Here is a 22,000-nt window from a genome sequence, read left to right on the forward strand (position 1 = left end):
GAACACCGCGTCCGCCCGCCTCTGCGAGCGCCTCGGGATGCGCCTCGAGGCGCACCACCGGGAGGACGAGTTCTGCAAGGGCGAGGACCTCGCCCTCCCCGAGGAGGAGCAGCTCGCGCTGGTCCTCGGCGGCCGGCAGATGCAGGGGCTCAACCTCTCCTCCTCGGTCTCGACCGACGAGCAGTACACGGTGCCTGCCCCCGGCGAGGCGCTGCAGCTCGGCGACCAGGTGCGCCCGGAGGGCGGGCTCGGCCACGCGGAGGTAGCTGTCGACGGTCTCGTCGCCGCGGGGCGACCAGGAGATCACGAGCAGGCCGCCCTCCTCGACGACGCGGTCGATCACGTAGCTGCCCTGGCCCGCTCCGCGCAGGAGGGAGGCCGGGATCACCGTCTCGCGCTCGCCGACGGGGGCGATCACGACGCCGCGCTCGTGGAGGCGCAGCACAGCGTTGCCGCGGAAGCCGAGCCCCGGCAGCACGACGCGCTCGAGCGGCTGCTCGAAGCGGGTCGTGGCCACGTACGGGAGGTCGACGCGCTCGACCTCGGCGCCCAGCGAGGACGCGGGCACGGGCTCCGGCGCGAGGGCGGCCGAGCGGCGGCGCCGCGCGCGCCAGGAGAGCAGCATGCCGACGAAGACGAGGACGACGACCGCGGCGATGACGATCGTGATCGCGGCCCTATCCACGGGAGGCCTTCGCGGAGGCGGCGACGACCGCCGCGTCGACGAGCTCGCCGTCCAGCACGGTCGGGAAGCCCCGGTGGAGGGTGGCGACGACGCGGCCCGGCAGCTCGCGACCGAGGTACGGGGAGTTGCCGCTGCGGCCGCGCAGGTCCTCGACGGAGAAGCGGCGTCGCGCCTCCGGGTCGTAGAGCACGACGTTCGCGGCGGCCCCGACGGCGAGGCCGCGGTCGTAGCCGTCGAGCCGGCCGATGCGGGCGGGGGCGGAGGAGAGCACGCGCGCGACGTCGGACCAGCTCATCCGCCCGTCCTCGACGACGGCGGCGTGCACCACGCTCAGCGCGCTCTCGAGGCCGACCATGCCGAACGCCGCGGCGTCCCACTCGCAGTCCTTCGCCTCGACCGGGTGCGGCGCGTGGTCGGTGGCGACGATGTCGATGGTGCCGTCGGCGAGGGCCTCGCGGAGGGCGAGCACGTCCTCGTCGCGGCGCAGCGGCGGGTTCACCTTGAAGCGGGCGTCGTAGCTCGGCCCGTCCTGGCCGGCGACGGCCTGCTCGGTGAGGAGCAGGTGGTGGGGGGTGACCTCGGCGGTCACGTCGATCCCCCGGGCCTTCGCCCAGCGGATGACGTCGACCGAGCCCGCGGTCGAGACGTGGCAGACGTGCAGGCGGGAGCCCACGTGCTCGGCGAGGAGCACGTCGCGGGCGATGATCGCCTCCTCGGCCACGGCGGGCCAGCCCTGCAGGCCGAGGGCGCTGGAGACGGCGCCCTCGTTCATCTGCGCGCCGACGGTGAGCCGCGGCTCCTGCGCGTGCTGGGCGACGACTCCGTCGAACGCCTTGACGTACTCGAGAGCGCGGCGCATCAGCAGCGCGTCCGAGACGCACTTCCCGTCGTCCGAGAAGACCCGCACGGCCGCGCGGCTGCGGGCCATCGCGCCGAGCTCGGCGAGCGACTCCCCCGCCAGACCCACGGTCACCGCGCCGATCGGGCGGACCGTCGCGTAGCCGGCGTCCTCGCCCAGGCTCTGCACCTGCTCGACCACGCCCGCGGTGTCCTGCACCGGCGAGGTGTTCGCCATCGCGAAGACGGCGGTGAAGCCTCCGGCGGCCGCAGCTCGCGTGCCGGTGAGGATCGTCTCGCTCTGCTCGAACCCCGGCTCGCGCAGGTGCGTGTGCAGGTCGACCAGGCCGGGCAGCGCCAGCAGGCCGTCGGCGTCGATCACGCGGGCCCCGCGCGAGTCGAGGTCGGCGCCGATCTCGACGATCACGCCCCCGTCGATCAGCAGGTCGGCGGTCGACTCGTCGGCGAGCGTCGCTCCCGAGATCAGGATCCGCTCCGGCGCCGTGCTCTGAAGCGGCTGGGCAGTGCTCATCAGTGGACCTCCCGTTCGCCGGACAGCAGCAGGTAGAGCGCGGCCATCCGGACGGACACTCCGTTCGTGACCTGTTCGAGCACCGTGGAGCGGCTCGAATCGGCGGCCGCCGAGGAGATCTCGACGCCCCTGTTCATGGGTCCGGGGTGCATGACGATGGTATCGGGACCCAGCCGGGCGAGCCGCTCGTCGTCGAGGCCCCAGATCCGCGCGTACTCCCGGCCGTTGGGGAAGAACCCGCTCGACATCCGCTCGAGCTGGATGCGCAGGAGCATCACGACGTCGGGGAGCCCGGTGTCGATCGCCTCGTCCAGATCGAAGCGGATGGTCGCGGGCCAGTCGCGCGTGTCGACCGGCACGAGGGTCGGCGGTGCGACCAGCGTCACCTCGGCGCCCAGCGCCGTCAGCAGCCAGACGTTCGAGCGCGCCACCCGCGAGTGCAGGACGTCGCCCACGATCGTGACCGCGACGCCGTCGAGGCTCTTGCCGCGGGACGCGGAGGCGCCGTGCAGGCGCCGGCGGATGGTGAACGCATCCAGGAGCGCCTGGGTCGGGTGCTCGTGGGTCCCGTCGCCGGCGTTGAGGATCGACGCGTCGATCCAGCCGCTCGCCGCCAGAACCGCGGGGGCTCCGGAGGCGCTGTGGCGGATGACCACGCCGTCGGCGCCCATCGCGGCGAGCGTCTGCGCGGTGTCCTTCAGGCTCTCGCCCTTGGAGACGCTGGAGCCCTTCGCGCTGAAGTTGATGACGTCGGCCGAGAGCCGCTTCGCCGCCGCCTCGAACGAGATCCGCGTGCGGGTGGAGTCCTCGAAGAAGAGATTGACCACGGTCTTCCCGCGCAGGGTCGGCAGCTTCTTGACCTCGCGGTTCTGCACGTCCGCCATGTCCTCGGCGATGTCGAGGAGTGCGATCGCGCTCGCGCGGTCGAGGTCCCGGGTCGAGAGCAGGTGCTTCACGGAGCCGTCTCCTCGCCGGTGGCCTGCGACTCGATCGCGACCAGGTCCTCACCGTCCGTCTCGACGAGCCGGACGTTGATCCGCTCGCTCAGGCTGCTCGGCAGGTTCTTGCCGACGAAGTCCGCCCGGATCGGGAGCTCGCGGTGTCCGCGGTCGACCAGCGCGGCCAGCCGCACGGCTCGCGGACGGCCGATGTCGCTGAGGGCGTCCAGGGCGGCGCGGATGGTGCGGCCCGAGAAGAGGACGTCGTCGACGAGGACCACGGTTCGGCCGTCGATGCTCGCGGGGACGGCGGTGCGCGCGGGGGTGCGGACCGGGTGCCGGGAGAGGTCGTCGCGGTACATCGTCACGTCGAGGGAGCCGGCGAAGACGGGGGGCCCGTCCGGCTCGATCCGCGCGATCGTCTCGGCGATGCGCCTCGCGAGGGCGACGCCGCGCGTCGGGATGCCGAGGACGACCAGCGACTCGGGGCCGCGGTTCGACTCGAGGATCTCGTGGGCGATGCGCGTGAGCGCTCGCGTGATGTCAGCGCCGTTGAGCACGATTCGTGCCGTCACACCGACCTCCTTCCCCGCCTCACAGGACGGCTGTTAAAGGAAAAGCCGTGTCGAGTATAGGGGCCGTCACGCGGCCCGCCGGACGGGCAGCCCGGGAACGACCTCGGCCCGCCCGATCACGGGGATCCGGCGGGCCGAGCAGGTCTCCGGGGCGGGTCAGGCCGTCGTGCGGGACTCCGCGACGGAGGCGAGGAGCCCGTTGATGAAGCCCGCCGAGTCGTCGGTCGACAGCGACGTGGCGGCCTCGACGGCCTCCGAGATGGCGACGCCGTCGGGCACCGCGTCGTTGTGCAGGATCTCCCACACCCCGATCCGGAGGATCGCGCGGTCGACCAGCGGCATGCGCGAGAGTGTCCAGCCCTGGGCGAGCCGGGCGATCAGCTCGTCGATCTCGTCGGCGTGGTCGATGACCCCGTCGACGATCTCGCGGGCGTAGAGCCACGAGGCCTCACGGGCCGGCTCGTTCGCCGCTCGCTCGGCCTCGGCGCGCAGCGACTGGGCGAAGCTGATCTGCCGGACGTCGGCGTTGTAGAGGATGTCGAGGGCGCGCTTGCGCGCCTTCGTGCGAGCACTCACGGGAGGCCCGGCTCAGCTGACGCGGCCGAGGTAGTCGCCCGTGCGGGTGTCGACCTTGACCTTAGTGCCCTGCTCGAGGAAGAGCGGGACCTGGATCTGGTAGCCGGTCTCGACCGTCGCGGGCTTGGTGCCGCCGGTCGAGCGGTCGCCCTGGAGGCCCGGCTCCGTGTAGGTGATCTCGAGGACGACCGAGGCGGGGAGGTCGATGTAGAGCGGGTCGCCGTCGTGCAGGGCGAGGGTCACGTTCTGGTTCTCGAGCATGAAGTTCGCCGCGTCGCCGACGACCGCCTCGGGGACGGTGATCTGGTCGTAGTCGCTGGTGTCCATGAACACGAAGTCCGCGCCGTCTCGGTAGAGGTACTGGAAGTCGCGGCGGTCGACGTTGGCCGTGTCGATCTTGGCGCCCGCGTTGAAGGTCTTGTCGACGACCTTGCCCGTGAGGACGTTCTTCATCTTGGTGCGGACGAAGGCGCCGCCCTTGCCCGGCTTGACGTGCTGGAAGTCGATGACGTTCCAGAGCTGGCCGTCGATGCTGAGGACGGTGCCGTTCTTGATGTCGGTGGTAGAGGCCATGCGAAGGGGGATCCGTTTCGGTGGAAGTCTGCGCCGGCGAGCCCGGTACGCGGGCGCGGCGATATCGGCCGGTCCGGCTGACCCGTCGAGTGTAGTCGACACGGCCCCGTCGGCAGAGGAGTCTGGACGCCGCATGCGAATCGCCCCAACGGCGCCGCCCGGGCTCAGCCGAGTCGGACCTACGATCCGATCTCCTGGTACGCCGCGAACAGCAGCGACGTCTCCGGCCCCTGCAGGATGCTCGGGCGGGCGATGTCGTCGAGGACCACGAAGCGGAGCATGCCCGCACGGGTCTTCTTGTCGCGCTGCATCGCGGCGAGGAGCGTCTCCCACCGTCCGAGCGGGTAGCTCGTCGGCAGGGTCAGCGACTCGAGGACCCGGCGCTGGCGGTCCACGACCGCGTCGCTGAGCGATCCGGTCAGGCGCGAGAGCTCGGCCGCGAACATCATCCCGACGGAGACGGCCGCGCCGTGGCGCCACTGGTAGCGCTCGGCGTGCTCGACCGCGTGCCCGAGGGTGTGCCCGTAGTTCAGGATCTCGCGCAGGCCCTTCTCGGTGAAGTCCTCGCCGACGACCCGCGCCTTGATCCCGATCGACAGTTCGACCAGGCTGCGGAACTCCTCCGACGTCGGGTCCGTGGCCAGGTCGATGTCGGACTCGATGATGTCGAGGATGCGCGGCTCGGCGATCATCCCGTACTTCACGATCTCGCCGAAGCCGGCCAGGATCTCGTTGCGCGGGAGGCTGGTCAGCACGTCGAGGTCGGCGACGACCGCCCGCGGCGCGTGGAAGGCGCCGACGAGGTTCTTGCCCTCGGCCGTGTTGATGCCGGTCTTCCCCCCGACGGCCGCGTCGACCATCCCGAGCACGGTGGTCGGCACCTGCACCAGGTCGACCCCGCGGAGCCAGGTGGCGGCGACGAAGCCGGCCAGGTCGGTGATCGCGCCGCCGCCGAAGCCGACGACCACATCCGTGCGGGTGAAGTCCGACTGCCCCATCACCTGCCAGCAGAAGGCCGCCACCTCCACGCGCTTCGCGGCCTCGGCGTCCGGGACCTCGGCGAGCAGCACCTCGTAGCGCTCGAGCAGGCTCTCGCGGATCTCGGCGGCGAGGACCGCGAGGGTCGGCGGGTGCACGATGAGCACCTTCGCGGCCCGGGGGCCGATCGCGTCGGCGAGGCCGTCGAGGAGTCCGCGCCCGACGTGGATGTCGTAGCCGTTCTCTCCGGCGACGGGGATGGCGGTGGTGCCGTCGTTCATGACTGTCTTCCGCTCGGGCGGCTCGTGGCCGCCGGGTCCGATGGTGCAGGGGTGGCGGAGGGGCGCTGCGCGCGCACCCACTCCGCGATCTCGGCGGCGATCAGGGTGATCGGCCGCCGGGAGGTGTCGACCACGGTGTCCGCGAGGGACTCGTAGACCGGGCGCCGCTCGTCGAAGATGCGGACCCAGTCGCCGACCCCGCCGCGCACCAGCGGGCGGGAGCCGGAGCCGAGCCGGTCGCGGACGGCCTCGGCCGTGGTGGTGAGGAGCACGACGGGCACGTCCGCGAGGTCGGCGCGCGTCGCGGGATCGAGCACCGCTCCCCCGCCGAGGCTCAGCACCACGTCGCGACGGACGGCGCGCTCGACGACACGGCGCTCCTCCCGGCGGAAGGCCGGCTCGCCGTGGGCGTCGAAGTAGGGGGCGATCGGGCCGTGGGTGCGCACGAACTCCGCGTCGGAGTCGACGAACCCGGCGCTCAGCGCCTTCGCGACCCGCTTGCCGATCGTCGTCTTGCCGGCGCCCATCGGGCCGATCAGGACGAGGCGGGCGCGGGCCGCGCCGGTATCGTGACCCGCCATCAGCGGGCCGCCGAGGACGCGGCCATCAGGCGAGCCCGAGACCCGGGTCGCTCGCGGCGGCCGTGCGGAGCTCGTCGGGGATGGCGGCGAGGTAGCCCTGCAGGTTGCGGCGGGTCTCGGTGACGCTGTCGCCGCCGAACTTCTCGAGCACGGCGTTCGCGAGCACCAGGGCGACCATCGCCTCCGCGACGACACCGGACGCCGGCACCGCGCAGACGTCGGAGCGCTGGTGGTGAGCGCCGGCTGCCTCGCCGGTGGCGACGTCGACGGTGCGCAGCGCGTGCGGCACGGTCGCGATCGGCTTCATGCCGGCGCGGACCCGCAGCACGGTCCCCGTGCTCATCCCGCCCTCGGTGCCGCCGGCCCGGTCGCTGGACCGGGAGATGCCGGCGGCGGACTGGAAGAGCTCGTCGTGCGCCTCCGAGCCGCGGCGGGTGGTGGTGAGGAAGCCGTCGCCGACCTCGACGCCCTTGATCGCCTGGATCCCCATCAGGGCCGCCGCGAGCTGGGAGTCGAGACGACGGTCCCAGTGCACGTAGGACCCGAGTCCGGGCGGGAGACCGTACGCGAGGACCTCGACCACGCCGCCGAGAGTGTCGCCGTCGTCGTGGGCGCGGTCCACCTCGGCGACCATGAGGGCGCTGGTCGCGGCGTCGTGGCAGCGCAGCGGATCCGCGTCCAGGGCGGCGACGTCGGCCGGGCCGGGCAGCGGCGAGCCCTCGGGCACGCGGACCGGCCCGATGGCGAGGGTGTGGCTGACGAGCGAGACGCCGAGCTCGCCGAGGAAGCGGCGGGCGACGGCGCCGAGGGCGACGCGGGCCGCGGTCTCGCGGGCGGAGGCGCGCTCGAGCACGTTGCGGGACTCGGGGAAGCCGTACTTCTGCATCCCGACGAGGTCGGCGTGGCCCGGGCGGGGCCGTGTGAGCGCGGCGCCGCGGCCCTTGGGCAGGCTCTCGGGGTCACGGGGCTCCGCCGACATGACGTCGACCCAGCGCGGCCACTCCGTGTTGCCGATGCGCAGGGCGATGGGGCTGCCCATCGTCGCTCCGTGCCGGACGCCGGAGGAGATCGTCAGCTCGTCCTGCTCGAAGTTCATCCGGGCTCCGCGGCCGTAGCCGAGCTTCCGGCGCGCCAGATCGGCGCGGATGTCGTCGAGGGAGACGGGGACGCCCGCCGGCAGTCCTTCGAGGACGGCGACGAGTTCGGGACCGTGGGATTCCCCGGCCGTGAGCCAACGGAGCATCCTCCGATTCTGGCACACGAGGTCAGTGCGCCGGACCCGCCGAGACGGCTCGGCGCATCGCCGCGAGCACCTCGTCCTCGCGATCGAGAGGCAGGACCGGGTCGCCGCCGACGAAGATCCGCACCTGCACGAGTGCCTGGTGGAGCAGCATCCCGAGCCCGGAGACGACCGGGGAGCCGCCCTGCTCCCAGCGCCGGGCGAGCGCGCTCGGCCACGGGGAGTACGCCACGTCGAACAGGGTTGAGCCCGCGACCGCCGCGTCGGGCACGTCGAGGCCGTCCGCCGCCCCGCCGGGGAGCGTCGAGATCACCAGTGGCGCTCCGGTGGACCAGTCGGCGAAGGAGCGGACCGAGAGCGGGACGCCGAGCGACTCCGCGAGCGGAGCGAGCTCGACGGCCCTCGACGCCGTCCGCAGGACGAGGTCGACCCGCGCCGCGCCGAGCTCGGCGGCGGCGGCCAGGGCGGAGGCGGCGGTCGCTCCCCCGCCGAGCACCTGGACGCGCTCCGCCGAGACGACGCCCGCCTCGGCGAGGGCGCGCACGATGCCCGCGACGTCGGTGTTGAACCCGCGGAGGCGGGGTGCCGGGCCGGAGCGGTCGACCAGCACGGTGTTGACCGCGCCGGTGACCCGGGCGACCGCGTCCTCCTCCGCCAGCAGCGGTCGCACCGCGTGCTTGAGCGGCATTGTCAGCGACAGTCCGTGCCAGGGCTCACCGGACACGACCTCGGAGAGGGTCGCCTCCGTCGTCTCGACGGCGCGGTAGCTCCAGTCGAGTCCGAGCACCCGGTAGGCGGCCGCGTGCAGCGCGGGCGACTTCGAGTGCGCGATCGGCGCGCCGAGGACCGCGAGGCGGTACCCGGCGGCCGTCACTGGTACTCCGGGTGGTCCCGCATCCAGGCCTGCCACTGGTCGACGGCCGCGTTGTGCTCGGCGTCGGTGGTGGAGTAGACCGTCTCGCCCGTCTCGAGGTTCACCGTGACGAAGTACATCCAGGTGCCGTCCGCGGGGTGCATGACCGCGTCGATCGCCACGTCGCCCGGGTTCGAGATCGGCGCGGGCGGCAGGCCGTCGCGCTGGTAGGTGTTGTAGACGTTGCCGGCGTCGTTCCGCTCGGCGTCCGTGGTCGAGACGCGGTCGGTCGCGCCGGTGCCGTACGCCACGGTCGCGTCCGACTGCAGGCGCCACCCCTGGTCGAGGCGGTTCTGGAACACGCGCGCGACCTTGGGGAAGTCCTCGGCGACGCGGGCCTCGCGCTGCACGAGGGACGCGAACACCACGACGCGGTAGCGGTCGTCCGCCGGCACGCCGGCCTGGTCGAGCGACTGGTACATCCGGTCGACCAGGGTCTTCAGGATGTCGTGCGCCGGCGTCGACGGGTCGATGTCGTAGGTCGCGGGGAACAGGAACCCCTCGAGGCTCGTCGCCCCGGCCGGGAGCCCGAACGAGCCCCAGTCGGCGGCGGCCGCCTCGAGGTCCGTCAGCGCGACCCCGGTGCCGTCCGCGATGAGCGGCAGCGCCTCCTTGAGCGCCGTCCCCTCGGGGATGACGAAGGTGTTCGCGAGGCGAGTCGAATCGGAGTCGAGCAGCGCCGACAGTGCGGCCTTGGCGCTCATCTCGGCCTTGAGCGAGTACGCGCCGGGCTGGAAGACGGGCTCCGGGCTCTGGGCGAGGAGCAGGTCGTAGAAGGGGTCGTACGACTTGATGACCCCGTCCGAGACGAGGTTGTTGGCGATGTCGCTGCCGCCGTCGCCCTGGTGGATCGTGAACAGCACCTCGCTCGAGCCGGTGCCGGTGAAGTCGGTCGGCTCGGGCTCGGCGAACAGGCCGCGCACGGGCTCGAGGAAGATCGTGACTGCGATGGCGACGAGCGCGGCGAAGACGCCGAAGGCCAGAAGCCCGCCGATGAGCCCGCGGTGGCTGCGGCGCTTCCTCGCGCCGCCCGTCGCGCGAGCCGCGCGGCGACGCTTCGGGCGCGCGTCCGGGTCGAACGCGGCCGCGTCGTCGCGGCCGCGGGGCTCGGGCACGTCGGGCCCGGTGAAGAGGCGGCCCAGCGGATCGTGCGCCTCAGTCGGCGCGGGCTGCTGCTCCGGAGTCGGGTCGGGCGGAGTCGGCTGCGCCTGCTCGGCGGCGCGGGCGTCGCGGCGGCTCGGGGGGACGTCGGTCACGGGGAGGTCCTTCGTTCGGTTCGAGCAGGACTCCGGCCGGGGTGCCGGCCGAGCGCTCGGAATCGATGGCGTGCTGCAGGATCACCACGGCGGCGACCTGGTCGATCACGGCTCGGGAGCCGCGGGTGGTGCGTCCGGAGCGGTGCAGGGCGCTCTGAGCGGTGACCGTCGACAGCCGCTCGTCGACGAGCCGCACCGGAGCGGTGGGCACCGCCTCGGCGAGCAGTCGAGCGAATCCGCGCGCGTCCTCCGTCGAGGCCGTCTCGGCCCCCGACAGCGACAACGGCAGTCCGACGATGATCGCCTGGGCATCGTACTCGGCGGCGAGGTGAGCGATCCGGGAGACGTCCGAGGATCCGCCGTCAGTGCCCGCCCGCGCGACCGTCTCGACGGGCACCGCGAGCAGGCCGTCGGCGTCGCAGCGGGCGACCCCGATGCGGGCACGGCCCACATCGATGCCGAGCCGGACGCCGAACCGGCTCATTCAGCTGGTCGCTTCCTGCACCACGGCCTCGAGCGCCGCGCCGATGGCGGAGACGTCGGAGCCGCCGCCCTGGGCGAGGTCGTCCTTGCCGCCTCCGCCGCCACCGAGGATCCCGGCGGCGCGCCTGGCGAGCGCACCCGCGCGGCGGCCCTGGTCGCGGGCGGCCTGGTTGGTGGCGACGATCACCGCGGGCTTGCCCGAGACGTCGGCGGCGAGCGCGACGACGGCCGGCTCCTGGCCGAGCCGCTCGCGGACGGAGGTCACGAGGGAGCGCAGCTCGTCGGTCGATCCGGCGGAGCCGATGCTCTCGGCGACGACGGTCGTGCCGCCCACGGTGCGGCGGGTCGCGGCGAGGGCGGGCACCCGGTCGGCGAGGGCCTTGGCCTCGAACGCGGCGATCCGCTTCTCAGCGGCCTTGAGGCTCGCGACGAGCTCGCCGATCCGCTCAGGGAGCTGCTCGCGCGGGGTCTTCAGCGAGGACGAGATCGTGCTGACGAGGGCGCGCTCGGCGGCGAGCTCCTGGAAGGCCTCGCGGCCCACGAGCGACTCGACGCGGCGGTTGGTCGATCCGACCGAGGACTCGCTGACCAGGCTGATCACGCCGACCTCGGACGACCGCCCGACGTGGGTGCCCGCGCAGAGCTCGCGCGACCAGGGCCCGCCGATGTCGACCACGCGGACGACGTCGCCGTACTTCTCGCCGAAGAGGGCCATCGCGCCGAGCGCCTTCGCCTCGTCGATCGGGAGCTCGCGCGTGACGACCTCGAGGTTGTCACGGATCGCCGTGTTGGCGATCTCCTCGATCTCGCTGCGGGTCTCGAGCGAGAGGGCCTGGTTCCACGAGAAGTCCAGGCGCAGGTAGCCCGCCTTGTTGTAGGAGCCGGACTGGTGCGCCTGCGGACCGAGCACCTGGCGCAGCGCGGCGTGGATGAGGTGCGTGCCCGAGTGCGCCTGCGTGGCGCCCCGGCGCCAGTCGCGGTCGACGACGGAGGTGGCGGCGTCGCCCACTCCGACCTCGCCGCTGGCGACCTGGACCTTGTGGCTGATGAGCCCCTTGACGGGCTTCTGCACGTCGAGGACCTCGAGATCGAAGCCGGAGCCGACGATGCGGCCGGCGTCGGCCTCCTGGCCGCCCGACTCCGCGTAGAGGCTGGTCGCCTCGAGGATCACCTCGGCGATGTCGCCCGCGACCGCCTTCGTGACGGAGTGCCCGCCGACGATGAGGCCGAGGATGCGCGTCTCGGTGTCGAGCACGTCGTAGCCGGTGAACAGCGTCTCGCCGTGGGCGCGGAAGTCGGCGTAGACCGAGAGATCGGCCAGCGCCGACTTCTTCGACTTCGCGTCGGCCTTCGCACGCGTGCGCTGCGCGGTCATGAGGGAATCGAACGCCTCGCGGTCGACCGTCAGACCCGACTCCTCGGCGATCTCGAGGGTGAGGTCGATCGGGAACCCGAAGGTGTCGTGCAGGAGGAACGCGGTGTCGCCCGGCAGCGTCGGCGACTCGGCCTTCTTCGTCTTCAGGACCGCGAGGTCGAGGATCTCGGTGCCGGCCGCGAGGGTGCGCAGGAACGCCTCCTCCTCGCCGTAGGCGCTGGTCGAGAGGCGCTCGAACTCCGTGGACACCTCGGGGTAGGCCGACGCCATCGCGTCGCGCGAGGCGGCGAAGAGCTCGGGGAACGTCGCGGTGTCCACTCCGAGCAGGCGCATGGCGCGCACCGTGCGGCGCATCAGGCGGCGGAGGATGTAGCCGCGCCCCTCGTTGGACGGCGTCACGCCGTCCGACAGCAGCATCAGCGAGGAGCGCACGTGGTCGGCGATGACGCGCATGCGGACGTCGTCCTCGTGGACGGCTCCGTAGCGGCGGCCCGAGAGCTCGGCGGCGCGATCGAGGACCGGACGGACCTGGTCGATCTCGTACATGTTCTCGACGCCCTGCTTGAGGAAGGCGACGCGCTCGAGGCCCATGCCGGTGTCGATGTTCTTGCGCGGCAGCTCGCCGAGGATGTCGAAGTCGACCTTGCTCGTGCCCTCGCCGCGGAGGTACTGCATGAAGACGAGGTTCCAGATCTCGACGTAGCGGTCGTCGTCCGTCGCCGGGCCGCCGTCGATCCCGTAGGCGGGGCCGCGGTCGAAGAAGATCTCGGAGCAGGGGCCCGCGGGGCCGGGCTGGCCGGTCGACCAGTAGTTGGTGTCCTTGTCCAGGCGCTGGATGCGCTCGTCCGGCAGTCCCGCGATCGTCTTCCAGAGCGCGATCGCCTCGTCGTCGTCCTTGTAGACGGTGACCCAGAGGTCCTTCTCGTCGAAGCCCAGTCCCCCGTCGCTCTCGGCGCCGGTGAGCAGCTCCCAGGCGTAGCCGATCGCCCCCTCCTTGAAGTAGTCGCCGAAGGAGAAGTTGCCGTTCATCTGGAAGAAGGTGCCGTGACGAGGCGTCTTGCCGACCTCCTCGATGTCGTTGGTGCGGATGCACTTCTGCACGCTGGTGGCACGCGGGTAGGGCGCGGGGACCACTCCGGTGAGGTAGGGCACGAACGGCACCATGCCGGCGACGGTGAAGAGGAGGCTCGGGTCCTCGCTCACGAGGGAGGCGGAGGGGACCACGGTGTGGCCGCGGCTCCCGAAGAAGTCGAGCCAGCGGTTGCGGATGTCTGCGGTCTGCATGGGTTCCGTTACGGTTCGGTCGGTGACGACGCGGATGTCGGGCGGCGGGGCGTCAGCCCTCGCCGATGGCGGCCTTCAGTTCGGCCTCGCGCTGGTGGTAGCCCTCGGAGACGGCCTCGCCGAGCTCCTTCGCGGTGCGGTTGATGTCGGCGAAGAGCCGGGCGCCCGCCTCGGTGCGCGAGACCTGGTGGGCGACCGCGAATCCGAGGCCGATCCCGATGACGATCAGGAGGATGTTCTTCACGGGGTGTCCTTCCACAGCGGCGGGGCGGGCGCGACGGCGCGACGACCCGTTCGATTCTAAGGCGCGGGCGCGGCGCTACTTCGAGCGCGGGCGCTTCGTGCGCTTCGCGGCGGAGCGGCCGACCGCGGCTCCGGCCTTGTCGGCCGTCCGTCCGGCGACGAGCACGGCGCGGACTCCGGCGGTGAAGCCGGCGAGCTTGATGAGCGGACCGCCGACGGTCGCGGCCGTGAGAGCGACGAGCGCGTTGACGTTGCCGGTGACCTCGGCGACGTCCTTGGTGATCGTGTCCACCCGCGCGAGCTGGTGGTTGGCCTCGCGGAGGGTGGAGGCCGACTCGTCGAGGATCGGCGTCAGGCCGTCGCTGGCCTGCTTGATGGCCTCGCTCGTGCTGTCGAAGACGCGCCCGAGCTTCCAGAGCGGGACGGCGGTGATCGCCACCAGGATCGCGAACACCCCCGCGGCGATGAGCCCTGCGATGTCTCCACCGGTCACGGTGACCTCCGTTCGATGCCGCCCAGCGCGGCACTCCAGCCTACCGACGGCCCGCGAGAGGGTCGGACGCGGGGACGGGCGCTCGGCTCGGGCGCGACGGCCGGATCGGGCGCAGCGCGGGACTCTCGGAGCGCGGCGGGCACTCCGGATCGCGACCCCGGGAACGGGAAAGGCCCCGGTGCGCACACCGGGGCCTTTCTCTGCGGGGCTGGACTCAGCGGGCCGCGTAGTACTCGACGACGAGCTGCACTTCGCAGGTCACGGGGACCTCGGCGCGCTTCGGGCGGCGCAGGAGGGTCGCCTGCAGCTTGTCGATCTCGACCTCGAGGTAGCCCGGGGTCTTGGGGAGGACGTCGACGTGTCCACCGGCGGCGGCGACCTGGAAGGGCTCGGTGCCCTCGGAGCGGGTCTTGACGTGGATGACCTGGCCCGGCTTCACGCGGAAGGAGGGGCGGTCGACCGTCTTGCCGTCCACCATGATGTGGCGGTGGGTGACGAACTGGCGGGCCTGCGCGGTGGTACGGGCGAAGCCCGAGCGCAGGACGAGGGCGTCGAGGCGCATCTCGAGGAGCTCGACCAGGTTCTCACCGGTCAGGCCCTGGGTGCGGCGCGCCTCCTGGAAGGCGATGCGGAGCTGCTTCTCGCGGATGCCGTACTGGGCGCGCAGACGCTGCTTCTCACGCAGGCGGACCGCGTAGTCGGAGTCGGCCTTGCGCTTCGAGCGGCCGTGCTCGCCGGGAGCGTAGGGACGCTTCTCGAGGTAGCGGGCGGCCTTCGGGGTCAGGGGGATGCCGAGGGCGCGCGAGAGGCGCGTCTTCGAGCGGGTACGGGACGTGGTCGACACAGTGGTCCTTCCAAGGTCTGAGAGGTTCGGTCGCAGCTCTCGACCGCCGGCTCCGGGAGGAGGGCGGACGCCGCGGTCGTGTCCTCCGCGGGTGCGGGGGAAGGGTGACCGCAGTGGCGGGCTGCGCGATTCAGAGGGATGCGCTGCTCCGCTCGGCTACAGAGCGGTGGGCAACCTCGCAAGACTATCAGGCCACGGCCTCCCGTGCGGGTCGCGCGAGTTCGCGGTCGGCGCGGTCAGCCCCGGTCGCCGCGGATGATGCGCAGGAGCTTCGCCAGTCGTGCGGAGACGTCGCGCTCGTTGCCGTGCTCGGTGGGCCGGTAGTACCGCGCGCCCTGGAGCGGGTCCGGGAGGTACTGCTGCTCGAGGACGCCGAGGTCGGCGTCGTGCGGGTACCGGTAGCCCTTCCCGTGGCCGAGCTTCTTGGCGCCGGGGTAGTGCGCGTCGCGCAGGTGCGCCGGCACCCGACCCGCGCGGCCCGCGCGCACGTCCGCGATGGCCGCGTCGATGGCGGAGTAGGACGCGTTCGACTTCGGGGCGGTCGCCAGGTGCACGACCGCCTGGGCGAGCGGGATGCGCCCCTCCGGCATGCCGATGAACTGCACGGCGTCGGCCGCGGCGATCGCGACGACGAGCGCCTGCGGGTCGGCCATGCCGATGTCCTCGGACGCGGAGACGATGATGCGGCGGGCGATGAACCGCGGATCCTCCCCCGCCTCGATCATCCGGGCCAGGTAGTGCAGCGCCGCGTCGACGTCCGAGCCCCGGATGGACTTGATGAAGGCGCTGATGACGTCGTAGTGCTCGTCGCCGTTGCGGTCGTAGCGCAGCAGGGCGCGGTCGACGGCGCGCGCGACGACCTCGGTCGTGATCACGGGGAGCGCGGGCTCCTCGGCGGCGGCCTCGACGGGAGCGCCCTCGTCGTCCTCGTCCTCCTCGTCCGGGTCCTCCGCGGCGGCGGCGCGGGCGACCCGGTCGGCCTCGCGGGCCTCCGAGCGGGCGGAGGTGGCGGCGGCCTCGAGCGCGGTCAGCGCCCGCCGGGCGTCTCCGGAGGCGAGCCGCACGATGCTCGCCCGGGCCTCCTCCTCCAGCGTCACCGAGTCGCGCAGACCCCGCTCGTCGTGCAGGGCGCGGTCGACCAGGACGCCCAGGTCGTCGTCGCTGAGCGGCTCGAGGGTCAGCAGGAGCGAGCGCGAGAGCAGCGGCGCGATCACCGAGAACGAGGGGTTCTCGGTCGTGGCCGCGATGAGGATGACCCACCCGTTCTCGACCCCGGGCAGCAGTGCGTCCTGCTGCGCCTTGGTGAAGCGGTGGATCTCGTCGAGGAAGAGCACGGTGGACGTGCCGTAGAGGTCGCGGGTGGAGAGTGCCTCCTCCATCACCTGCCGCACGTCCTTCACGCCCGCCGTGACGGCGGAGAGCTCGACGAAGCGGCGGCCGCTGGAGTGGGCCACCGCCTGCGCGAGCGTGGTCTTGCCCGTGCCGGGAGGGCCCCAGAGGATCACGGACACCGCTCCCCGCTCCCCCGTCGTGTCGGCGGCGAGGGCGACCAGGGGCGAGCCGGGCGTCAGGAGGTGGCGCTGGCCGGCGACCTCCTCGAGGCTGCGCGGCCGCATCCGCACGGCGAGCGGAGTCGCCCCGGAGCGGAGTCCGGCCTGCTGCATGGTCATGCCCCCAGCGTAACGACGGCCTCCGACAGAGCCCCGGCCCGACTGCCCGGCGCGACGGAGCGGCGTTTGTCGCGCCTCCGGCGGTTCTCGTAGGCTCGACGCGGCCTGCGTGCGCGGGCCGCCGCGCCGAAGCCGCGCGGACGAGGACGTCGGAGGAACACGTGGCCCAGGGCAAGTCGAACGACCGCGAGGCGCGCACCCGGCTCCGGGCCTACCAGGCCCGTCAGAGCCTCCACCGCTCGAGGCAGAAGCGGCGCGTGCGCGACAACGTGATCGCGGCGATCGCCGCCGTCGTCGTGATCGGGCTCGCGGTCGTCGCCCAGATCCTCTACTTCTCCGGCGGCCCCGGCACCCCGGTCGCCGAGCCGACCTCCTCCTCCTCCGCGACCCCGACGCCCGAGGCGACGGGGTCGAACACCGGCGACGTCCCCTCCTCCGACATCGCCGAGGGCCGCGACTGGACGGGCACGCTCACGATCGGGGAGGACCCGCTGGGCATCACGCTCGCCGGCGCCGCCGCCCCGCAGGCGGTGTCCTCCTTCATCTCGCTGACGCAGTCCGGCTTCTACGACGGCGTCTCCTGCCACCGCCTCACCACGGAGGGCCTCTACGTCCTCCAATGCGGCGACCCGGACGGCGACGGCACCGGCGGCCCCGGCTACAGCTACGGCCCCGTCGAGAACGCGCCCGAGGACGGCGTCTACCCGGCCGGGACCATCGCGATGGCCCGCCAGGGTGGCAACGGCTACAGCCAGGGCAGCCAGTTCTTCGTCGTCTACCAGGACACGACCCTGCCCGCCGACGCGGCCGGCGGGTACACCGTGCTCGGGCAGGTCACCTCGGGACTGGACGCGCTCGTCAGCGACGTCGTGTCGAAGGGCACGGCCGACGGATCGGGTGACGGCGCCCCCGCCGAGCCCGTGACCATCACCTCCGTCTCCGTCCAGTAGCCGCGCCCGCGGCGTCGTCACGGTCCGCCCGTGCGGGGAGTGCAATAGGCTTGTCGTCACTGCCCGTTCGCGGCCGAGCGCGGTCTTCGGCCCTCCGGCCGTCGAGCCCCACCGGCCGACGACGCGACGGGCACCGAGAAGCACGACATCGAACAGCAAGGTGAGGCTCCGAGCGATGAGTGACCAGCAGCCGTGGGGACGGGTCGGCGACGACGGGACGGTCTACGTCCGCGTCGGCGACGGGGAGCGAGAGGTCGGCCAGTACCCCGATGCGACTCCCGAGGAGGCGCTCGCCTACTACGAGCGCAAGTACACGGAGCTCGCCGGGCAGGTCTCCCTGCTCGAGCAGCGCGCCAAGCGGGGCGCGCCCGCCGGAGACGTCGCCCGCACGGTGCAGTCGCTGTCCGCGGCCATCGCGCAGGCGAACGCCGTCGGCGACCTCGAGTCGCTGCAGACCCGGGTCGACGCGCTGAGCGGCTCCGTCGAGGATCTGACCGAGCAGCAGGCGGCCGAGTCGAAGGCCGCGCTGTCCGAGGCCCTCGCCCACCGCGAGGCCATCGTCGCCGAGGCCGAGGCCCTGGCGGCGGTCGACCCGGCGAAGACGCAGTGGAAGCAGGCCAGCGCCGCGATCGACGACCTCTTCGCCCGCTGGCAGAACCACCAGCAGCAGGGCCCGCGCCTTCCCAAGAACGACGCGAACGAGCTGTGGCGCCGGTTCCGCGGAGCGCGCACCACGATCGAGCAGAACCGCAAGGCGTTCTTCGCCGACCTCGACTCCGCGCACCGCGAGGCCAAGCAGGCCAAGCAGGCGCTCATCGACCAGGCCGAGGCGCTGGTGCCGCAGGGCGCCGATGCCATCCCGGACTACCGCGCGCTCCTGGAGCGCTGGCGGGTCGCAGGCCGCGCAGGCAAGCGGTTCGACGACGCGCTCTGGGCGCGCTTCAAGGCCGCCGGCGACGCGATCTACGGCGCCAAGGCCGAGATCGTCGCGCAGGAGAGCGTCGAGTACACCGAGAACCTCGACCTCAAGCTCGCCCTCCTCGAGGAGGCGGAGCCGCTCCTGCAGGAGCAGGACCGCGAGAAGGCCAAGCGGGTGCTGCTCTCGATCCAGGAGCGCTGGGACGCCGTCGGCCGCGTGCCGCGCGAGCAGGTGCGCACCGTCGAGGACCGCCTCCGCAAGGTCGAGGCGCACGTCCGCAAGCTCGACGAGGAGCACTGGAACCGCAGCAACCCGGAGCGCAAGGCCCGCTCCGAGGGTCTCGCCTCGCAGCTGACCGCCGCGATCCAGAAGCTCCAGGACGAGCTCGACGAGGCGAAGGCGCGCGGCGACCGCGACGCGATCGCCCAGGCTCAGGAGGCGCTCGACGCCCGCAAGGTCTGGCTCGACGCGATCGGCTAGACCCGCGCCGGCGGATCCCTCCACAGATCCGCTCGCGACGCTCCGGAGGGGAGGCGCATCGGCCAGCATGGCCGGATGCGCCTCCCCTCCGTGCTCCTCCCCGGGCACCTCCCTCTCGCGGAGCTGTGCGCCGCCCGCCTCGACGGCGAGCTGGTCGCGCTCGACGAGGGCTTCCTCGTCGCGGACCTGCCCCTGGGGGCGTCCGAGCGGGCCGCCTCCCTGCGCTCGTTGCTCCCCCGCGGCGCCGTCGCCGATCGTCTCTCCGCCGCATGGGTGCACGGGGCGACGCACGGCCCGCCGCCGGTGCACAGCGCCTCGATCGACCGGCGGAAGCGCCGACAGGCGCCGTCGAACCCCCGCCTGCGCTGCCACGAGGTCCTGCTCGACGAGGACGACGTCGTCCTCCTCGGCGGCGCGCCGGTCACGTCGCCTGCTCGCACGCTGATCGACCTCGCCCGGACGGAGGACGCGGGCGCAATCCTCCGGGCGCTCTCTCGGAGCACCCGGACCGGCCTCGACGCCGTCCTCGCGAGGCTGGAGGAGGGCAGCGCCGTCGCCGGACGGAGGATCGTCGGACGACGGCTGCGGGCGGCGCTCGGCGAGGCGCCGCCCGGGGATCAGCCCGCGTTCACCCGGTAGACGTCGTAGACGGCGTCGATCCGGCGCACGGCGTTCAGCACGCGGTCCAGGTGGGTGGTGTCGCCCATCTCGAAGACGAACCGGCTGATCGCCAGCCGGTCGCTCGAGGTCGAGACCGTCGCCGAGAGGATGTTGACGTGGTGCTCCGAGAGCACGCGCGTCACGTCGCTCAGCAGGCCCGAGCGGTCCAGCGCCTCGACCTGGATCTGCACGAGGAAGATGCTCTTGGAGGACGGCGCCCACTCGACGTCGACGATCCGCTCCGGTTCCTTCAGCAGCTCCTGCACGTTGTGGCAGCTCGCCTGGTGCACGGAGACGCCGGCTCCCCGCGTCACGAATCCGACGATCTGATCGCCCGGAACCGGAGTGCAGCACTTCGCGAGCTTCACGAGGATGTCCGGCGCGCCCTTCACGAGGACGCCCGACTCGCTGCTCCGGCTCCGCGGCCGGGGCGAGCGCGGGAGGGTGACCTCGTTCTCGTCCGACTCCGGATCGCCCTGGATGGAGGAGACGACCTTCTCGAGCACCGACTGGGTCGAGACGTGGCCCTCGCCGACGGCCGCGTAGAGCGCCTCGACGTCGTTGTAGCGCAGCTGGCTGGCCACCTCGGTGAAAGTGTCCTGGCTCATCAGCTTCTGCAGCGGCAGGTTCTGCTTCCGCATCGCCCGGGCGATGGAGTCCTTGCCCTGCTCGATCGCCTCGTCGCGCCGCTCCTTGGTGAACCACTGCCGGATCTTGTTGCGGGCCCGCGGGCTCTGCACGAAGTGGAGCCAGTCCTGGCTCGGTCCCGAGTCGGGGTTCTTCGAGGTGAAGACCTCGACCACGTCGCCCGTCGTCAGAGCCGACTCCAGCGGCACGAGGCGCCCGTTGACCTTGGCGCCCATCGTCCGATGCCCGACCTCGGTGTGCACCGCGTAGGCGAAGTCGACCGGGGTCGCACCGGTCGGCAGGCCGATCACGCGTCCCTTCGGGGTGAAGACGTAGACCTCCTTGGCGCCGATCTCGAAGCGGAGGGAGTCGAGGAACTCGTTCGGGTCTGTGGTCTCCGACTGCCAGTCCGAGAGGTGCGCGAGCCAGGCGAGGTCGGTGTCGTTCGATCCGGAGGTGGGCACCTTGCCGGTGGCCATCTGCTCCTTGTACTTCCAGTGCGCCGCGATGCCGAACTCCGCGTGCTGGTGCATCTCGTTGGTGCGGATCTGGATCTCGACCGCACGCCCCTTCGGCCCGACGACCGTCGTGTGCAGCGACTGGTAGAGGTTGAACTTCGGAGTGGCGATGTAGTCCTTGAACCGGCCCGGCATCGGCGTCCAGCGGGCGTGGATCGAGCCGAGCACGGCGTAGCAGTCGCGCACCGAGTTCACGAGGACGCGGATGCCGACCAGGTCGTAGATCTCGTCGAACTCGCGACCGCGGACGACCATCTTCTGGTAGATCGAGTAATACTGCTTCGGCCGGCCGACGACACGACCGCGGATCCGCCCGGCCCGCAGGTCCTCGCTGATCAGGTCGATGACGTTCTGCACGAACTCCTCGCGCTGCGGCGTCCGCCGCTTCACCAGGCTCTCGATCTCGTTGTAGATCTTGGGGTAGAGCACCGCGAAGGACAGGTCCTCGAGCTCCCACTTGATCGCCTGGATGCCGAGGCGGTGCGCCAGCGGCGCGTAGATCTCGAGAGTCTCGGTGGCCTTGCGGGCGGCGGATTCGGCGGGGACGAAGCCCCAGGTCCGCGCGTTGTGGAGGCGGTCGGCGAGCTTGATGATCAGGACGCGGATGTCCTTCGACATCGCCACGATCATCTTGCGGACGGTCTCGGCCTGCGCGCTGTCGCCGTACTTGACCTTGTCGAGCTTGGTGACGCCGTCGACGAGCATCGCGACCTCGTCGCCGAAGTCCGCGCGGAGCTCGTCGAGCTGGTAGTCGGTGTCCTCGACGGTGTCGTGCAGCAGCGCGGCGGCGATCGTCTTCGAGCCGATGCCGAGGTCGGCGAGGATCTGCGCGACGGCCAGCGGATGAGTGATATAGGGCTCGCCGCTGCGGCGCTTCTGGTTCGCGTGCGCCCGCTCCGCGACCGAGTACGCGCGCTCGATCAGCGCGATGTCGCTCTTCGGATGGTGCATCCGGACGGTGCGGACGAGGGTGTCGACAGCACCGGAGGGCTGCGCGCGCGAGAAGATCCGCGGGACCAGTCTGCGCAGGGCAGCGGTCGAGGACGTCGTCGTCGTTTCCGTCACGCGAGGATCTCCATCGCCCCATTATCGCCCGTGCGGACGGCGCCGATGACCGTTCCGCCCGGGGCGGACGGCGCCGGCGTCAGCCGATGCGTCCCGGGCGCCCCTCGCCGTCGACCACGTCGCCGCCCGCCGCGGCCCAGGCGGTCATGCCGGCGTCGACGTTGGCGACCTCGTAGCCGGCGCCGTCGAGGGCCTGCGTCACCATCGCGGAGCGGACTCCGGAGTGGCAGACCACCAGGATCGCCGTGTCGGCCGGGAGCTCGTCCTGCCGGGCGCCGATCTCCCCCATCGGGATGTGGTGGGCGGCCGGAGCATGCCCCGCCGCCCACTCGTGCGGCTCCCGGACGTCGAGCAGCCAGACCTCGTCGCGCTCGACGAGTCCGACGGCGTCGGCCGCCGTGACCTGTGCGTAGTCGGCCACGGC

General features: G+C 72.4%; 21 protein-coding genes and 1 pseudogene. 3 read left to right on the plus strand and 19 right to left on the minus strand.

The features are described from left to right. From C5C33_RS15035 to C5C33_RS15115, 17 genes and pseudogenes are all read right to left on the minus strand, one after another. Window positions 1–685, minus strand: a 685-nt coding sequence (locus tag C5C33_RS15035; protein WP_104261515.1) for a hypothetical protein, incomplete at its 3' end; no start/stop codon positions are given. Continuing rightward, window positions 678–2,054, minus strand: coding sequence for a dihydroorotase (locus tag C5C33_RS15040; RefSeq protein WP_104224748.1), 1,377 nt, complete (start codon window positions 2,052–2,054; stop codon window positions 678–680). The genes C5C33_RS15040 and C5C33_RS15035, both read right to left, overlap by 8 nt. Then, on the minus strand, window positions 2,054–3,010 hold the full coding sequence (locus tag C5C33_RS15045) for an aspartate carbamoyltransferase catalytic subunit (RefSeq protein ID WP_104224749.1): 957 nt from the start codon (window positions 3,008–3,010) through the stop codon (window positions 2,054–2,056). Before C5C33_RS15045 ends, C5C33_RS15040 begins: the two co-directional genes overlap by 1 nt. Further along, the gene (pyrR, locus tag C5C33_RS15050; RefSeq protein ID WP_104224750.1) at window positions 3,007–3,567 is read right to left on the minus strand and encodes a bifunctional pyr operon transcriptional regulator/uracil phosphoribosyltransferase PyrR; all 561 of its coding nucleotides are present in this window, start codon (window positions 3,565–3,567) and stop codon (window positions 3,007–3,009) included. The genes C5C33_RS15045 and pyrR overlap by 4 nt, the downstream gene beginning before the upstream one ends. 156 nt (window positions 3,568–3,723) lie before the next feature. Next, a complete protein-coding gene (nusB, locus tag C5C33_RS15055; RefSeq protein WP_104224751.1) occupies window positions 3,724–4,143 on the minus strand; it encodes a transcription antitermination factor NusB in 420 nt (139 codons plus the stop codon). A 12-nt stretch (window positions 4,144–4,155) separates the two neighbouring features. After that, window positions 4,156–4,716: an elongation factor P gene (gene efp, locus C5C33_RS15060; protein ID WP_068210208.1), complete on the minus strand. Its 561-nt coding sequence runs from the start codon at window positions 4,714–4,716 to the stop codon at window positions 4,156–4,158. Window positions 4,717–4,895: 179 nt separating this feature from the next. After that, a complete protein-coding gene (aroB, locus tag C5C33_RS15065) occupies window positions 4,896–5,975 on the minus strand; it encodes a 3-dehydroquinate synthase (RefSeq protein ID WP_104224752.1) in 1,080 nt (359 codons plus the stop codon). Next, window positions 5,972–6,556 carry a shikimate kinase gene (locus tag C5C33_RS15070; RefSeq protein ID WP_104225325.1) on the minus strand — a complete coding sequence of 195 codons (585 nt, stop codon included), beginning with the start codon at window positions 6,554–6,556 and terminating at the stop codon, window positions 5,972–5,974. The genes aroB and C5C33_RS15070 overlap by 4 nt, the downstream gene beginning before the upstream one ends. Window positions 6,557–6,581: 25 nt before the next feature. Continuing rightward, a complete protein-coding gene (aroC, locus tag C5C33_RS15075; RefSeq protein ID WP_104246778.1) occupies window positions 6,582–7,799 on the minus strand; it encodes a chorismate synthase in 1,218 nt (405 codons plus the stop codon). A 22-nt stretch (window positions 7,800–7,821) separates the two neighbouring features. Next, complete coding sequence (locus C5C33_RS15080) at window positions 7,822–8,670, minus strand: shikimate dehydrogenase (protein ID WP_258059240.1); 849 nt, start codon at window positions 8,668–8,670, stop codon at window positions 7,822–7,824. Next, entirely contained in the window at window positions 8,667–9,965 is a 1,299-nt protein-coding gene (mltG, locus tag C5C33_RS15085; RefSeq protein WP_104261516.1) for an endolytic transglycosylase MltG, read from the minus strand. The genes C5C33_RS15080 and mltG overlap by 4 nt, the downstream gene beginning before the upstream one ends. Window positions 9,966–9,975: 10 nt before the next feature. Further along, window positions 9,976–10,449: pseudogene (gene ruvX / locus C5C33_RS15090) on the minus strand (Holliday junction resolvase RuvX); the annotation flags it as partial. Next, window positions 10,450–13,107, minus strand: a complete 2,658-nt coding sequence (gene alaS, locus C5C33_RS15095; protein ID WP_104261517.1) for an alanine--tRNA ligase — start codon at window positions 13,105–13,107, stop codon at window positions 10,450–10,452. It abuts the pseudogene before it with no gap. A gap of 52 nt (window positions 13,108–13,159) precedes the next feature. Beyond that, window positions 13,160–13,351, minus strand: coding sequence for a hypothetical protein (locus tag C5C33_RS15100; RefSeq protein WP_104225329.1), 192 nt, complete (start codon window positions 13,349–13,351; stop codon window positions 13,160–13,162). 75 nt (window positions 13,352–13,426) lie between these two features. Beyond that, window positions 13,427–13,843 (minus strand): DUF948 domain-containing protein, encoded by a 417-nt coding sequence (locus tag C5C33_RS15105; protein ID WP_104224759.1) that lies wholly within the window; start codon window positions 13,841–13,843, stop codon window positions 13,427–13,429. 214 nt (window positions 13,844–14,057) lie between these two features. After that, complete coding sequence (gene rpsD, locus C5C33_RS15110) at window positions 14,058–14,687, minus strand: 30S ribosomal protein S4 (RefSeq protein ID WP_068210518.1); 630 nt, start codon at window positions 14,685–14,687, stop codon at window positions 14,058–14,060. Window positions 14,688–14,923: 236 nt separating this feature from the next. Beyond that, window positions 14,924–16,357, minus strand: a complete 1,434-nt coding sequence (locus C5C33_RS15115) for a replication-associated recombination protein A (protein ID WP_104225330.1) — start codon at window positions 16,355–16,357, stop codon at window positions 14,924–14,926. A 161-nt stretch (window positions 16,358–16,518) separates the two neighbouring features. Between C5C33_RS15115 and C5C33_RS15120 the strand changes: the two genes are divergently transcribed. From C5C33_RS15120 to C5C33_RS15130, 3 genes are all read left to right on the plus strand, one after another. Further along, the gene (locus C5C33_RS15120; protein WP_104239055.1) at window positions 16,519–17,307 is read left to right on the plus strand and encodes a peptidylprolyl isomerase; all 789 of its coding nucleotides are present in this window, start codon (window positions 16,519–16,521) and stop codon (window positions 17,305–17,307) included. Window positions 17,308–17,482: 175 nt separating this feature from the next. After that, window positions 17,483–18,706: a DUF349 domain-containing protein gene (locus C5C33_RS15125; RefSeq protein ID WP_104233314.1), complete on the plus strand. Its 1,224-nt coding sequence runs from the start codon at window positions 17,483–17,485 to the stop codon at window positions 18,704–18,706. 75 nt (window positions 18,707–18,781) lie between these two features. After that, window positions 18,782–19,345: a type IV toxin-antitoxin system AbiEi family antitoxin gene (locus C5C33_RS15130; protein WP_104225333.1), complete on the plus strand. Its 564-nt coding sequence runs from the start codon at window positions 18,782–18,784 to the stop codon at window positions 19,343–19,345. Here the strand turns inward: C5C33_RS15130 and C5C33_RS15135 are convergent. Together C5C33_RS15135 and C5C33_RS15140 are read right to left on the minus strand one after the other, a co-directional pair. Continuing rightward, window positions 19,324–21,576 (minus strand): bifunctional (p)ppGpp synthetase/guanosine-3',5'-bis(diphosphate) 3'-pyrophosphohydrolase, encoded by a 2,253-nt coding sequence (locus tag C5C33_RS15135; RefSeq protein ID WP_104261518.1) that lies wholly within the window; start codon window positions 21,574–21,576, stop codon window positions 19,324–19,326. The genes C5C33_RS15130 and C5C33_RS15135 overlap by 22 nt on opposite strands. 79 nt (window positions 21,577–21,655) lie before the next feature. After that, window positions 21,656–21,997: a rhodanese-like domain-containing protein gene (locus C5C33_RS15140; RefSeq protein WP_104224765.1), complete on the minus strand. Its 342-nt coding sequence runs from the start codon at window positions 21,995–21,997 to the stop codon at window positions 21,656–21,658. Window positions 21,998–22,000 lie beyond the last annotated feature (3 nt).

The organism is Rathayibacter sp. AY1H3 (assembly GCF_002932015.1).